19 protein-coding genes and 1 tRNA gene are annotated in these 11,654 nt (G+C 67.7%); 18 read left to right on the top strand and 2 right to left on the bottom strand.

Translation table 11 applies throughout. The features are described 5' to 3' along the window. Positions 1 to 187: 187 nt before the first annotated feature. Both OKW78_RS09630 and OKW78_RS09625 read right to left on the bottom strand, forming a co-directional pair. Positions 188 to 258, bottom strand: a tRNA-Gly gene (locus OKW78_RS09630). Between the two features lie 43 nt (positions 259 to 301). Next, positions 302 to 643 carry a helix-turn-helix domain-containing protein gene (locus tag OKW78_RS09625; RefSeq protein WP_281194959.1) on the bottom strand — a complete coding sequence of 114 codons (342 nt, stop codon included), beginning with the start codon at positions 641 to 643 and terminating at the stop codon, positions 302 to 304. 250 nt (positions 644 to 893) lie between these two features. Between OKW78_RS09625 and OKW78_RS09620 the strand changes: the two genes are divergently transcribed. The 18 genes from OKW78_RS09620 (at position 894) to OKW78_RS09535 (ending at position 11,652) form a co-directional block, all read left to right on the top strand. Further along, the gene (locus OKW78_RS09620; protein ID WP_281194958.1) at positions 894 to 1,652 is read left to right on the top strand and encodes a DUF6293 family protein; all 759 of its coding nucleotides are present in this window, start codon (positions 894 to 896) and stop codon (positions 1,650 to 1,652) included. 61 nt (positions 1,653 to 1,713) lie between these two features. After that, the gene (locus tag OKW78_RS09615) at positions 1,714 to 2,868 is read left to right on the top strand and encodes a molybdopterin-dependent oxidoreductase (protein ID WP_281194957.1); all 1,155 of its coding nucleotides are present in this window, start codon (positions 1,714 to 1,716) and stop codon (positions 2,866 to 2,868) included. Between the two features lie 126 nt (positions 2,869 to 2,994). Next, positions 2,995 to 3,861, top strand: a complete 867-nt coding sequence (locus OKW78_RS09610) for a putative RNA uridine N3 methyltransferase (RefSeq protein WP_281194956.1) — start codon at positions 2,995 to 2,997, stop codon at positions 3,859 to 3,861. A 4-nt stretch (positions 3,862 to 3,865) separates the two neighbouring features. Then, the gene (locus OKW78_RS09605; RefSeq protein WP_281194955.1) at positions 3,866 to 4,882 is read left to right on the top strand and encodes a 50S ribosomal protein L3; all 1,017 of its coding nucleotides are present in this window, start codon (positions 3,866 to 3,868) and stop codon (positions 4,880 to 4,882) included. A gap of 3 nt (positions 4,883 to 4,885) precedes the next feature. Further along, positions 4,886 to 5,632, top strand: coding sequence for a 50S ribosomal protein L4 (gene rpl4p / locus OKW78_RS09600; RefSeq protein WP_281194954.1), 747 nt, complete (start codon positions 4,886 to 4,888; stop codon positions 5,630 to 5,632). Beyond that, positions 5,629 to 5,883, top strand: a complete 255-nt coding sequence (locus OKW78_RS09595; RefSeq protein WP_281194953.1) for a 50S ribosomal protein L23 — start codon at positions 5,629 to 5,631, stop codon at positions 5,881 to 5,883. Before rpl4p ends, OKW78_RS09595 begins: the two co-directional genes overlap by 4 nt. A 2-nt stretch (positions 5,884 to 5,885) precedes the next feature. Then, positions 5,886 to 6,608 carry a 50S ribosomal protein L2 gene (locus OKW78_RS09590; protein ID WP_122106327.1) on the top strand — a complete coding sequence of 241 codons (723 nt, stop codon included), beginning with the start codon at positions 5,886 to 5,888 and terminating at the stop codon, positions 6,606 to 6,608. Then, positions 6,605 to 7,030 (top strand): 30S ribosomal protein S19, encoded by a 426-nt coding sequence (locus tag OKW78_RS09585; RefSeq protein ID WP_281194952.1) that lies wholly within the window; start codon positions 6,605 to 6,607, stop codon positions 7,028 to 7,030. Before OKW78_RS09590 ends, OKW78_RS09585 begins: the two co-directional genes overlap by 4 nt. Positions 7,031 to 7,033: 3 nt before the next feature. Next, entirely contained in the window at positions 7,034 to 7,498 is a 465-nt protein-coding gene (locus tag OKW78_RS09580) for a 50S ribosomal protein L22 (protein WP_281194951.1), read from the top strand. Further along, positions 7,498 to 8,445, top strand: coding sequence for a 30S ribosomal protein S3 (locus tag OKW78_RS09575; protein ID WP_281194950.1), 948 nt, complete (start codon positions 7,498 to 7,500; stop codon positions 8,443 to 8,445). Before OKW78_RS09580 ends, OKW78_RS09575 begins: the two co-directional genes overlap by 1 nt. A gap of 1 nt (position 8,446) precedes the next feature. Further along, a complete protein-coding gene (gene rpmC / locus OKW78_RS09570; RefSeq protein WP_066413526.1) occupies positions 8,447 to 8,659 on the top strand; it encodes a 50S ribosomal protein L29 in 213 nt (70 codons plus the stop codon). A gap of 6 nt (positions 8,660 to 8,665) precedes the next feature. Then, a complete protein-coding gene (locus OKW78_RS09565; protein ID WP_281194949.1) occupies positions 8,666 to 9,124 on the top strand; it encodes a ribonuclease P protein component 1 in 459 nt (152 codons plus the stop codon). After that, positions 9,115 to 9,459, top strand: coding sequence for a 30S ribosomal protein S17 (locus tag OKW78_RS09560; RefSeq protein ID WP_122106332.1), 345 nt, complete (start codon positions 9,115 to 9,117; stop codon positions 9,457 to 9,459). The genes OKW78_RS09565 and OKW78_RS09560 overlap by 10 nt, the downstream gene beginning before the upstream one ends. Then, positions 9,459 to 9,857 carry a 50S ribosomal protein L14 gene (locus OKW78_RS09555; RefSeq protein ID WP_066413534.1) on the top strand — a complete coding sequence of 133 codons (399 nt, stop codon included), beginning with the start codon at positions 9,459 to 9,461 and terminating at the stop codon, positions 9,855 to 9,857. Before OKW78_RS09560 ends, OKW78_RS09555 begins: the two co-directional genes overlap by 1 nt. Positions 9,858 to 9,859: 2 nt before the next feature. After that, positions 9,860 to 10,216 carry a 50S ribosomal protein L24 gene (rplX, locus tag OKW78_RS09550; protein ID WP_281194948.1) on the top strand — a complete coding sequence of 119 codons (357 nt, stop codon included), beginning with the start codon at positions 9,860 to 9,862 and terminating at the stop codon, positions 10,214 to 10,216. Further along, entirely contained in the window at positions 10,213 to 10,965 is a 753-nt protein-coding gene (locus OKW78_RS09545; RefSeq protein ID WP_281194947.1) for a 30S ribosomal protein S4e, read from the top strand. Before rplX ends, OKW78_RS09545 begins: the two co-directional genes overlap by 4 nt. Beyond that, positions 10,958 to 11,482: a 50S ribosomal protein L5 gene (locus tag OKW78_RS09540; RefSeq protein ID WP_281194946.1), complete on the top strand. Its 525-nt coding sequence runs from the start codon at positions 10,958 to 10,960 to the stop codon at positions 11,480 to 11,482. The genes OKW78_RS09545 and OKW78_RS09540 overlap by 8 nt, the downstream gene beginning before the upstream one ends. Continuing rightward, on the top strand, positions 11,479 to 11,652 hold the full coding sequence (locus OKW78_RS09535; protein ID WP_066413547.1) for a 30S ribosomal protein S14: 174 nt from the start codon (positions 11,479 to 11,481) through the stop codon (positions 11,650 to 11,652). The genes OKW78_RS09540 and OKW78_RS09535 overlap by 4 nt, the downstream gene beginning before the upstream one ends. The last annotated feature ends 2 nt before the right edge of the window (positions 11,653 to 11,654 follow it).

The following is an 11,654-nucleotide window of genomic DNA, read 5'->3' as shown; positions in this document are numbered from 1 at the left end:
CCGAGGCTGGGGAGGCGTGAGGTGCGGGGCGGCTGCGGTGGGTGGGACGAAGGGACGATCGCGATTCCTGCGAGTAGCGTGTGGCGGAGAGATCCGTACTCAGGATCAGACGGCTCATGAAAAGCACCGGCCGAGACTCCCGTGAGCGAAGCGAACGGGAGTCAGGCCGGTGCACGACCGAAGGGAGTGCACCGGCCGAGATTTGAACTCGGGTTGCAACCATGGCAAGGTTGCGTGATACCACTACACTACCGGTGCGTGCTTCGCAACGAACACTCCGCCGGTGGGACACTTAAACTTGTCACATTCGCGGCTCCGTGAGATCGACCGTCACCGACTCGGTCGAGAGGTCGTACAGGTTCATCTCGCGTCCCTTCTTCGAATACCGAACCCCGACCGGCGCGAGGAGGTCGACACGCTGGAGTCGACGTAAGTGGTACGTGACCGCCTGCAGGGAGACGTCGAGCTCGTCGGCGATCTCGGAGGGCGTCGACGGCGACTCGCGGACGACGGCGATCACCTCACGGGCCGTCTCGCAGGCGAGTACCTCGAGGAGTCCGTCGGACCGATCGAGCGGGACCGTTCGTCGATCCCGATCGATCTCGGACTCGCTCGGGGGCGGGGAGAGCCGTTCGAGCGTCATCGTCGACCGTCCGTGACCGTCCGATCGAAGGACGATACGCCTCGATCGAGGACGTGGAGGTCGTCGTCGGCGGGGGAGGAGACGCCGTCGGGGAGGGACCACTCGACTGCGAGATCGTTCACTCTCGTTGAAACGAGCATCGGCTCTCGGAAGGAACGGGACGCGGGTGGATAGGTATTATGTCGACATAAACGTCACAATCGACTGGATCGGCACAACAGTCAATACTCGTCGGACGAAGTCGGCAGACATGACCGATCTGGACGTGCCGAGGCGCATCCACATCGTTCCCCTCGGATACGAGGAGGACCGAATCGTGGAACCGGTGATCGACGCCGACGCCGACGAGGTCCTTCTCCTCGAACCAAGCCCCGACGACGAGGGAGTCGACAGCCCGACGTACCACGAGAACGTCCGAGAGCGACTCCGAGACGCCGGCGTTCGGATCGAGACGATCGAGTGTGACATCTTCAACCTGTACAGCTCGCTGGGGACGATAGCGGAGGTGTCGAACCGGTTCCGCGAGCACAGCGTCTACGTCAACCTGGCGGCCGGATCGAAGGTGACGGCGATCGGCGGGATGATCGCCTGTATGGTGACCGGGGCCGTACCGTACTACGTGCGCGCGGAGACGTACGCGGGCGGAGAGGAGCGCCCGGTCGCGTCGGGCGCGAAGCCCCCGGAGACGCTCCCGAAGTACCACATCGAGGAGCCGGAGCACGAACACGTCGCAGTCCTCGACCACGTCGCCGACTCCCAACCCGTCACGAAACGCGACCTCATCGACTACGGGCGGCGCGAGGGGCTTCCGTTCGTCGAGCGCTACGAGACTGAGGGGGTCCAGAACCCCGATCGGGGGTATTACCGCCGGCTCAACACCCGGGTCGTGGAGCCGCTCCGGGAGCGGGGCTTCATCGAGATCGAGAAACACTCGAAGTACCAGTACGTCTCGCTCACGGAGAGCGGCGAGAACCACCTCCGCGCGTTCCGGTACCTCCTCGCGGAGTGACCGGACCGTGGCATAATGCGCCCCGGCCAACCCTAATGTGCGCTCGACCCGAAGACGAGCCATGGCGGGCCGTGACACCGTCTTGGACGTCCTCGGTCGGCTCGAGCCGCCGCCGCGGATCGTCGACTGGTCGCTTCTCGCCGTCGTTCTCGCGGAGGCGGCCACCGGGCTCGTCTCGTTCACGGTCGCCACGCCCGACGGCTGGCCGGTCTTCTGGCTCCATCGGTCGCTCGGGCTCGCGATCGTCGTCCTGCTGGGCTGGAAGCTGGCTCGGGTGCGACATCGGCTGCTCGATCGACGGCTGTGGCGACGCTCGACCGCGCTGTCGATCCTCACGCTCCTTGCCGCGGTCGGAACGATCTCGACCGGAACGCTGTGGGTCGTCGGCGTCGACGTTCGGGTCTCCTACTGGACGCTGTTGTCCGTCCACGTCGGTTTCGGACTGCTTCTCGTCCCGCTGGTTGCGTTTCACGCCGCGACCCGATTCCGGCCGCCGCGGCGCGTCGATTTCGAGGGGCGGAGAACGGCGGTCCAGTACGGAGTGCTGTTGATCGCGGGCGCGATCGCCTACCGCCTCCAGCAGGGTGCGAACGCGCTCCTCTCGATGAACGGCACGAACCGGCGGTTCACGGGGTCACAGCCGCGCGAGGGCGACGGGAACGACGCCTTCCCGGTGACCTCCTGGGTCGCCGACGACCCGGACCCGATCGACCGGGCGAGCTATCGGCTCTCGGTGACCGGGCTCGTAGCGGAGCCACGGGAGTTCGCCGCGGACGAACTCGGCGGCGACGAGACCGCCGCACTGCTCGACTGTACGAGCGGCTGGTATACGGTTCAGGAGTGGGGCGGGATCCGGGTCGGCGACCTGCTCGAGGCGGCCGGCGGGGTCGAGCGGAGCGGGAACCGGGGCGGGAGCGTCGACGGCGTCGCCGATGCCCCCGACGATGCCGACGGCGACGTCCCCGATCCCGCGTACGTCCGGTTCGTCTCCGTCACGGGGTACCGCTGGAGCCTTCCCCTCGCGGAGGCCCAGGACGCCCTCCTCGCGACTCACGTCGGCGGCGAGCGGCTCACGCACGGCCACGGCGGGCCCGTGCGGCTCGTCGCGCCCGGTCGCCGGGGGTTCCAGTGGGTGAAGTGGGTGGTTCGGGTCGAGGTCCGTGCCGAGCGCGACCCCGCACAGTGGGTCGTCACGCTGGTGAGCGGGTTCGACTAGAGTGGGATGGCGACAGATGCGATCCCGAAACTCCCGGATACCTCCGTGTGAACGCCCCACAGTCCCGAAACCGGACCGCTATCCTTTTAGTCCGTCGTCCGGAATCAGGAGTACAGTCTCGCCACGATGCGCACCGAAGACGGACTCACGATCTGTGTCCCGTCTTCGGTCGTCCGGGAAGCCGAGGACGGTCGCGAGGCGACTCGCAAACTCGGCTACGTCGCCCGTGCGGCGGCGGTGTTCCGGGCGGACCGGCTCGTCGTCTTCCCCGACGGGGAAGGAGAACGACGCCGGGGCGGGGAGTACGTCCGTGCCGTGCTGGGGTACGCCGCGACGCCCCCGGAGCTCCGAAAGGACCTCTGGGGCGAGCGCGACGAGCTCCGGTACGTCGGCGTGCTGCCGCCGCTGCGCGTGCCGTGGCGGACCGGCTCGCCCCCGAACGGGGACGAGTCGACAACACAGGGACTCGTGACCGAGGTCGGACCTGAAGGCCGCGTCCGGGTCAATTCTCCGCTGGGGGAACACCCGATCTCCCTGCTCGTTCCCTCCGAAATGGAGGTCGAGCAGGGAGAGCGCGTCACCATCAGGGTCTCTTCGAGAGAACCGGTCCGCGCCCGCATCACCGGGAAGCCCGAGGCGGGCTTCCAGGTCGTGAAAGCGGACCTGTCGGAAGCGCTCGCCGGCGACGGACTCGCCGTCGCCACGTCGCGACACGGGGAGGAACTCTCCGTCTCGCGGCTCGGCGGACTCGTCGCCGACGCGCGGGAGGCCGGCGGATACACCGTCGCCTTCGGCGCGCCGGAGCGGGGGCTTCCGGAGATGCTCGGGCTCTCGCCCGAGGACATCCGGGCGGCCGTCACGGACGGCCGCCGAGTCGAACCCGATCCGGGGTTCGACCTCTGGCTGAACACGATCCCGGCACAGGGCAGCGGGGTAGTCCGAACGGAGGAGGCTCTGTTCGCGACCCTCGGCTCGCTCACACTCACGGAGTAAACACATGCCACAACCAAGCCGACCACGAAAAGGCTCGCTGGGCTACGGCCCACGCACCCGCGCGGACAGCGAGGTACCGCGCATTCGCTCGTGGCCAGACGACGACGGTGCACCCGCACTGCAGGGATTCGCCGGCTACAAGGCCGGGATGACCCACGTCATGATGGTCAACGACGAGGCGGACTCGCCGCGTGAGGGGATGGAGGAGTCCGTCCCCGTCACGGTGGTGGAGACGCCGCCGATGCACGCCGTCGCCGTGCGAGCCTACGAAGACACGCCGTACGGACAGAAGCCGGTAGTCGAGGTCTGGGCGACCGAGTTCCACGAGGAACTCGACCGCGCCCTCGACCTCCCGGCGGAGGACACCTTCGAGGAGGACGCCGAGGAGCTCAACGAGCTGCTCGAAGCCGACGTCGTCGACGACGTCCGCGTCATCACCCACACCAGCCCCTCGGAGCTCGCGAACGTGCCGAAGAAGAAGCCCGACGTGATGGAGACGCGCGTCGGCGGCGGCTCCCTCGAGGAGCGCGCCGACTTCGCGCTCGAGCTCGTCGACGACGGCGGTGCCCACGAGTTCGGCGACGTCTTCCGCGCCGGACAGTACACCGACGTCTCCGGCATCACGAAGGGGAAGGGGACGCAGGGTCCCGTCAAACGCTGGGGCGTTCAAAAGCGGAAGGGCAAACACGCCCGCCAGGGATGGCGGCGTCGGATCGGCAACCTCGGTCCGTGGAACCCCTCCCGCGTGCGCTCCACCGTTCCCCAGCAGGGCCAGACCGGCTACCACCAGCGCACCGAGCTCAACAAGCGCCTCATCGACTTCGGCGAGGGCGACGACGCCTCCGTCGACGGCGGCTTCGTCAACTACGGCGAGGTCGACGGCGAGTACGCGCTGGTCAAGGGCTCGCTGCCGGGGCCGGACAAGCGCCTGCTGCGCTTCCGCCCGGCCATCCGGCCGAACGACCAGCCGCGCCTCGACCCCGAGGTCCGGTACGTATCCACCGCATCCAACCAGGGATAATCCATGAACGCAACAGTACACGACCTGGACGGCGGGGACGCGGGCAGCGTCGAGCTGCCGGCGATCTTCGAGACCGCGTTCCGACCGGACCTCATCGGTCGGGCGGTCAGCGCCGCACAGGCCAACCGGAAACAGGCCTACGGGGCCGACGAGTTCGCCGGACTGCGAACCCCCGCGGAGTCGTTCGGCTCCGGGCGCGGGCTCGCTCACGTCCCGCGCTCCGAGAACGTCGCCCGCCGCGTCCCGCACGCGGTTTCGGGCCGCGCCGCACACCCCCCGAAGGCCGAGAAGGACCAGACGAAGAAACTGAACGACAAGGAGCGACAGCTCGCCATCCGTTCGGCCGTCGCGGCCACCGCGGACGCCGAGCTCGTCGCCGACCGCGGTCACGCCTTCGACGACGACCTCGACCTCCCGCTCGTCGTGAGCGACGACTTCGAGGACGTGAAGAAGACCCAGGAGGCACTGGGGGTGCTCGAGGCGGTCGGCGTCGACGCCGACGTCGAGCGCGCCGACGAGGGACGCTCCGTCCGCGCGGGTCGCGGGAAGACCCGCGGCCGCAAGTACCGCCAGCCGAAGTCCGTGCTCGTCGTCACGAGTGAGGAGCCGTCGCGTGCCGCTCGCAACCTCGCGGGCGTCGACGTCGCGACCGCCGGCGAGGTCAACGCGGAGGACCTCGCGCCCGGCGCGCACCCGGGTCGGCTCACGCTGTGGACCGAGTCGGCGATCGAGGAGGTGGCCGACCGATGAGCTCGCTCATCGAACACCCGCTCGTGACCGAGCAGGCGATGAACGAGATGGACTTCAAGAACAAGCTGCTGTTCTTAGTCGACATCGACGCGACCAAACCGGAGATCCGCGACGAGATCTCCGAGCGATACGAGGTCACCGTCGTCGACGTGAACACGCAGGTGACGTCGAAGGGCAAGAAGAAGGCGACGGTCACGCTCTCCGAGGAGGACGACGCGACCGACATCGCCTCCCGGATCGGGGTGTTCTGACGATGGGACGACGAATCCAAGGACAGCGGCGAGGACGCGGCGGCCCGACGTTCCGGGCCCCCTCCCACCGCTACAAGGCGGAACTGTCGCACAAGACGCTCGAGGACACGGACCTGATCACCGGCGAGATCGTCGGGATCGAACACGACCCGGCGCGTTCCGCGCCGCTCGCGGAGGTCGAGTTCGACGACGACGACCGTCGACTCGTGCTCGCGCCGGAGGGCGTGCGCGTGGGCGAGACGATCCAGGTCGGCGTCTCGGCGGAGATCAAACCCGGGAACACGCTCCCGCTCGCGGAGATCCCCGAGGGGGTCCCCGTGTGTAACGTCGAGAGCAACCGCGGCGACGGCGGGAAGTTCGCCCGTGCCTCGGGCGTCTCGGCGACGCTTCTCACTCACGACCGCGACGTCGCGGTCGTCCAGCTTCCCAGCGGGGAAGTGAAACGGCTCGACCCGCAGTGTCGCGCCACGATCGGCGTGGTCGCGGGCGGCGGACGGACGGAGAAACCCTTCGTCAAGGCCGGAAACAAGTACCACAAGATGCAGGCGCGGGGGACGAAGTACCCGCGCGTTCGCGGCGTCGCGATGAACGCCGTCGACCACCCCTTCGGTGGGGGTGGCCGCCAACACCCCGGTCAGCCGAAGTCGGTCTCGCGGGACGCCCCGCCGGGACGCAAGGTCGGGGACATCGCATCCAAACGGACCGGACGAGGTAGCAACAAATGAGTTCCGAATACCGCACCGGCCGCGAGGGCGAGGCGTTCGCCTACCGCGGCCATTCGCTCGACGAGCTGCAGGAGATGGACGTAGAGGAGGTCGTGGAACTGCTCCCCGCACGACAGCGGCGAAGCATCACGCGAGGCCTGAGCGTCGAGAAGGAGAAGCTTCTCGAGAAGGCTCGAAGCCGCGACGCGGAGACGACCGCCGACGACCCGATCCGGACGCATCTGCGCGACATGCCGATCCTTCCGGAGTTCGTCGGCATCACCTTCTCCGTGTACAACGGACACAGCTTCGAGCGCGTTCAGGTCGAACCCGAGATGATCGGACACTACCTGGGCGAGTTCCACCAGACCCGAAGCACCGTCGAACACGGTCAGGCCGGCATCGGCGCGACCCGGTCCTCGAAGTTCGTGCCCCTCAAGTAACCCATGGGAATCAACTACAGCGTCGAGGCCGACCCGGAGACCACCGCCAAGGGGATGCTCCGCGACCGGCCCATCAGCGTGAAGGACAGCAAGGAGATCTCCCGGGAGATCAAAGGCGAGACGGTCGCCGACGCGGAAACGTACCTCCAGGAGGTCATCGACGAGGAGACCTCGGTGCCGATGCGCCAGCACAGCGCCGGCGCGGGCCACCGCTCCGACATCGACGGCTGGGACGCGGGACGATATCCCGCGAAGGCCGCCAAGGACTTCCTGAAGCTCTTAGAGAACGTCAAGCACAACGCCCACGAGCAGGGGTTCGACGGCGACGAGATGGTCATCAAACACGTCGCTCCCCACAAGGTCGGCGAGCGACCGGGTCGGAACCCGCGCGCGGCGGGGGCGACCCAGTGGAACACCACGCTCGCGGATGTCGAACTGATCATCGAGGAGCCGGAGGCTGAGAACTAATGGCTGACGAACACCAATTCATCGAGGACGGCCTTCGCCGTTCACAGATCAACGAGTTCTTCGCGGACGAGCTCGGCCGAGCCGGCTACGGCGGCATGGACGTCGCCAAAACGCCGATGGGCACGCAGATCGTCCTGAAAGCGGAGAAGCCCGGCATGGTGATCGGGAAGGGCGGGAAGAACATCCGCAAGATCACCACCGAGTTGGAGGACCGCTTCGACATGGACGACCCGCAGATCGACGTTCAGGAGGTCGACGAGCCCGACCTGAACGCCCAGATCGTCGCGGATCGGCTCGCGAACGCCCTCGAACGGGGCTGGTACTTCCGGAAGGCGGGCCACACCACGATCGACCGGATCATGGACGCCGGCGCGCTCGGTGCCGAGATCGTTCTCTCCGGGAAGGTCACCGGCGCCCGCTCGCGCGTGGAGAAGTTCAACCGCGGTTACATCAAACACAACGGCGAGCCGGCCCAGGAGGTCGTCGACCACGGCAAGGGCGTCGCCGTGATGAAGCTCGGCACCATCGGCGTCAACGTCAAGATCATTCCGCCGGGCGCGAAGCTCCCCGACGACTTCGACGTCCGCGAGGACGCCGAGGTCCCCGAAGTCGACCAGGCCGACGCGGCCGCCGACGAGGGCGTCGAGGCGCTCCTAGAGGAGGAACCCGAGGAGGTCCCGGAGGTCGGGGCCGACGACGACGTCGACGTCCCGGACGACGATCCGGCGGACGTCATCGACGAGGAGATCGTCGAGGAGGTCGTCGAGGAGACCGGAGAGACCGCGACCGGGGCGACGGACGCTCCCGCGGAGGAGCCCGTCGAGACGGGCGACGTCGAGGGCGAGCCGGACGAGCTCGACGAGCTCGACGAGGAGATCGAATCGGAGGCGGCCGACCTGGTCGCCGAGATGGAAGAGGCCGACGAGGAAGCCGAGGAGGACGAGTAACATGGCGATCCTCTACACCGACGAGATCCGCGACATGACCGCCGCAGAGCGGGAAGTCGAACTCGAGGAGCTCGAGACCGAGCTGCTCAACACGAAGGCACAGCAGGCGGCCGGCGGGATGCCCGAAAGCCCCGGCCGAGTGAACGAGCTGAAGAAGACGATCGCCCGGATCAAGACGATCCAGGCGGAAGAAGGCGACTTCGACGACGAGTAACGAACGATGATATCCCCCGAAACGCTCGTACGGCACGAACTCGTCGGCCTCCCGGTTCGGGTGGTCGACGCCGACAGCGACGCCCACGTCGGGATCGCCGGTCGGGTGCTGTTCGAGACGGAACGCACCCTCGTGGTGCGAACCGGATCGGGGGACAAGCGGGTGCCCAAATCGGGCACGACCTTTGAGTTCGCGGTCGTCGAGACGGCGACCGCACGCACAGATGAAGCCGCCGACGACGGCCAGTCGTCGGGGTCCGCGTCCCAACTCGGGTCGGATACTGCGGGGGTCCGCCCCCGTCAGTCCGGCCCGTCCGGGTCCACACGCGTCGTCGACGGTGACGATGCGGGTCCGGCGAGCCGGCGAGGCGAGTGCAAAGACGCGGTCTACGTAACGGTGGATGGCACGCGGCTGCGGGACCGGCCCGCCGAACGCACCGAACGAGGTGTCTCACAATGGCGATAGGAATCGACGTACCCATGCCTCCGGAGCCAGACGACCCGGAGGATTACGACTACGAGAAGTGCCCGTTCTACGGGCAGCTTCCCGTCCGCGGCCAGCTCCGAGAGGGGACGGTCGTGTCGACGGATATGGAAAAGACCGTCATCGTCGAGCGAGAATACGACGTGTTCGTACCGAAATACGATCGGTACATGAAGCGTCGGTCGCGCATCCCGGCACACGTGCCGGGCGTGCTCGACTCGCTCGAAGTCGGTGACGAAGTAACGATCGCGGAGACGCGGCCGCTCTCGAAGACGAAGTCCCACGTCGTCGTCGAGAACCTGACGGGTGATGCGTGATGGAGGCGCTCAAGGCCGACGTCACGCAGGGGCTCTCGAAGGGCTCCCTCATCACGTGTGCCGACAACACCGGCGCGCGTGAGCTGAAGGTGATCTCCGTCGCCGGCTACTCCGGCACGAAGAATCGCCACCCGAAGGCGGGTATCGGCGACAAGGTGACCGTCTCGGTCACGAAGGGGACGCCCGAGATGCGGCGGCAGGTGCTGGAGGCGGTCGTCGTCCGCCAGCGCAAGCCGATCCGCCGTCCCGACGGCACACGCGTCCGGTTCGAGGACAACGCGGCCGTGATCATCGACGACCTCGACGAGCCGCGGGGCACGGAGATCAAGGGCCCCGTCGCCCGCGAGGTCGCCGAGCGCTACGGGAGCATCGCGTCCACCGCGACGATGATCGTGTAACCATGACGAAACAGCCACGCAAACAACGAAAACAGTCGGAGACCGCGTCGCTTCACGAGCGACAACGGAAGGTCCGGTCACCGCTCACGCCCGAGCTCCGCGAGGAGTACGGCCAGCGGAGCGTCCGTGTCAACGCGGGCGACACCGTCGAGGTGCTCCGCGGCGACGCCGCGGGCACCGAAGGCGAGGTCCTCTCGGTGGACCTCTCCGCCGAGCGGATCACCGTCGAGGACGTCACCGTCGAGCGAGCGGACGGGGAAGAGGCTCCCCGTCCGATCCCGGCGAGCAACGTCCGCGTGACGGATCTGGACCTCTCGGACGACCGCCGCGAGGCGCGGCTCCAGGAGGACAACGAATGACGCGACATCAGAAACGACTGGCGGTACCGAACTCCTGGCCGGTCGAGCGGAAGACCCAGACGTTCACCGTGAAGGCCGGCGCAGGCCCCCACGGCGAGGCTGGCGTCCCGCTCGTCGTCCTGCTGCGGGACGTGCTCGGCTACGTCGACTCGACGAAGGAGGCGCGCTACGCGCTGAACAACGACTCGATCCTCGTGAACGGGGACGCGGTATCGGACGAACAGCGGCCGATCGGGATGTTCGACATCCTGGCGTTCCCCGTCCGCGGGGAGTACTTCCGCGTGTTCCCCGACGAGGGTGGTCGGCTCGCGCTGACGCCCGTCGACGAGGAGTCCGCGGGCAGCCGGCTCGGGAAGGTGATGAACAAGACGATCGTCCCCGGCGGAGACGCCCAGTTGACGCTCCACGACGGCACGAACGTCCGCGTGGACGCCGACACCGAGTACGACACCAAGGACTCGATCGTCGTCGACAACGAGGCCAAGGAGGTCGTCGCCCACTTCGAGTACGAGGAGGGCGCGCTCGTCACCGCCATCGCCGGCCAGCACGCCGGTCGGATCGGCGAGATCGAGACGATCGACGTCACGCTCGGCTCCGGCTCCAACACGGTCGTCGTCGGCGACGGCGAGGACCGCTACGAGACGGTCGAGGAGTACGTCGTCGTCATCGACGAGAACTTCACCGACGACGACGCTGACGCTGCGGCCGAGTCCGACGACGCCGACGAGGCGGGTGAGGACAATGAGTGACGCGGAGAGCGCGTCCCACGAGATGCGCGAGCCGTCCGTCGAGAAGGTCGTCGTCCACATGGGCGTCGGCCAGGGCGGCGAGCCGCTCGCGGACGCCGAGAACATCATCGAGGAAGTCACGGGCCAGCAGTCGGTCCGGACGACCGCGAAGCGCACCATCGCCGAGTTCGGGATCCGCAAGGGCGACCCGATCGGCGTCAAGGTGACGCTGCGCGGCGACGACGCCCACGAGTTCCTCGAGACGGCGCTCGAACTGGTCGACGTTTCGGCTCGACAGTTCGACGACACGGGGAACCTGAGCTTCGGAGTCGAGGACCACACCGACTTCCCGAGCCAGGAGTACGACCCGAACATCGGCATCTACGGGCTCGACGTGACGACGACCATCGTCCGACCGGGCTACCGCGTCGCAAAGCGCGACAAGGTTACCCGCTCGATCCCGTCGAGCCATCGGATGACCGCCGAGGACGCCATCGCGTTCCTCGAAACGCACTTCGACGTTGAGGTAACGGAATGAGCGAAGCGAACAACGAGACGGGCGAGCACGCGGCGAAACGCACCGGCCAGCAGCACGAATGCCGGCGGTGCGGCCGCGAGCAGGGGTTAGTCGGGAAGTACGACATCAACCTCTGCCGGCAGTGCTTCCGCGAGGTCGCTCGAGACATGGGATTCGAGAAGTACAGCTGATC

Source organism: Halorubrum sp. F4 (genome assembly GCF_027257195.1).
Classification (GTDB): Archaea; Halobacteriota; Halobacteria; order Halobacteriales; family Haloferacaceae; genus Halorubrum.
The sequence above is the reverse complement of the archived record's forward strand: the minus strand, read 5'-3'. Positions and strand labels throughout refer to the sequence as shown.

Bases quoted from the DNA above. Each gene is read 5' to 3' on its own strand.
- OKW78_RS09625 (WP_281194959.1), bottom strand. From the start codon at position 643: ATGACGCTCGAACGGCTCTCCCCGCCCCCGAGCGAGTCCGAGATCGAT.
- OKW78_RS09620 (WP_281194958.1), top strand. From the start codon at position 894: ATGACCGATCTGGACGTGCCGAGGCGCATCCACATCGTTCCCCTCGGA.
- OKW78_RS09615 (WP_281194957.1), top strand. From the start codon at position 1,714: ATGGCGGGCCGTGACACCGTCTTGGACGTCCTCGGTCGGCTCGAGCCG.
- OKW78_RS09610 (WP_281194956.1), top strand. From the start codon at position 2,995: ATGCGCACCGAAGACGGACTCACGATCTGTGTCCCGTCTTCGGTCGTC.
- OKW78_RS09605 (WP_281194955.1), top strand. From the start codon at position 3,866: ATGCCACAACCAAGCCGACCACGAAAAGGCTCGCTGGGCTACGGCCCA.
- rpl4p (WP_281194954.1), top strand. From the start codon at position 4,886: ATGAACGCAACAGTACACGACCTGGACGGCGGGGACGCGGGCAGCGTC.
- OKW78_RS09595 (WP_281194953.1), top strand. From the start codon at position 5,629: ATGAGCTCGCTCATCGAACACCCGCTCGTGACCGAGCAGGCGATGAAC.
- OKW78_RS09590 (WP_122106327.1), top strand. From the start codon at position 5,886: ATGGGACGACGAATCCAAGGACAGCGGCGAGGACGCGGCGGCCCGACG.
- OKW78_RS09585 (WP_281194952.1), top strand. From the start codon at position 6,605: ATGAGTTCCGAATACCGCACCGGCCGCGAGGGCGAGGCGTTCGCCTAC.
- OKW78_RS09580 (WP_281194951.1), top strand. From the start codon at position 7,034: ATGGGAATCAACTACAGCGTCGAGGCCGACCCGGAGACCACCGCCAAG.
- OKW78_RS09575 (WP_281194950.1), top strand. From the start codon at position 7,498: ATGGCTGACGAACACCAATTCATCGAGGACGGCCTTCGCCGTTCACAG.
- rpmC (WP_066413526.1), top strand. From the start codon at position 8,447: ATGGCGATCCTCTACACCGACGAGATCCGCGACATGACCGCCGCAGAG.
- OKW78_RS09565 (WP_281194949.1), top strand. From the start codon at position 8,666: ATGATATCCCCCGAAACGCTCGTACGGCACGAACTCGTCGGCCTCCCG.
- OKW78_RS09560 (WP_122106332.1), top strand. From the start codon at position 9,115: ATGGCGATAGGAATCGACGTACCCATGCCTCCGGAGCCAGACGACCCG.
- OKW78_RS09555 (WP_066413534.1), top strand. From the start codon at position 9,459: ATGGAGGCGCTCAAGGCCGACGTCACGCAGGGGCTCTCGAAGGGCTCC.
- rplX (WP_281194948.1), top strand. From the start codon at position 9,860: ATGACGAAACAGCCACGCAAACAACGAAAACAGTCGGAGACCGCGTCG.
- OKW78_RS09545 (WP_281194947.1), top strand. From the start codon at position 10,213: ATGACGCGACATCAGAAACGACTGGCGGTACCGAACTCCTGGCCGGTC.
- OKW78_RS09540 (WP_281194946.1), top strand. From the start codon at position 10,958: ATGAGTGACGCGGAGAGCGCGTCCCACGAGATGCGCGAGCCGTCCGTC.
- OKW78_RS09535 (WP_066413547.1), top strand. From the start codon at position 11,479: ATGAGCGAAGCGAACAACGAGACGGGCGAGCACGCGGCGAAACGCACC.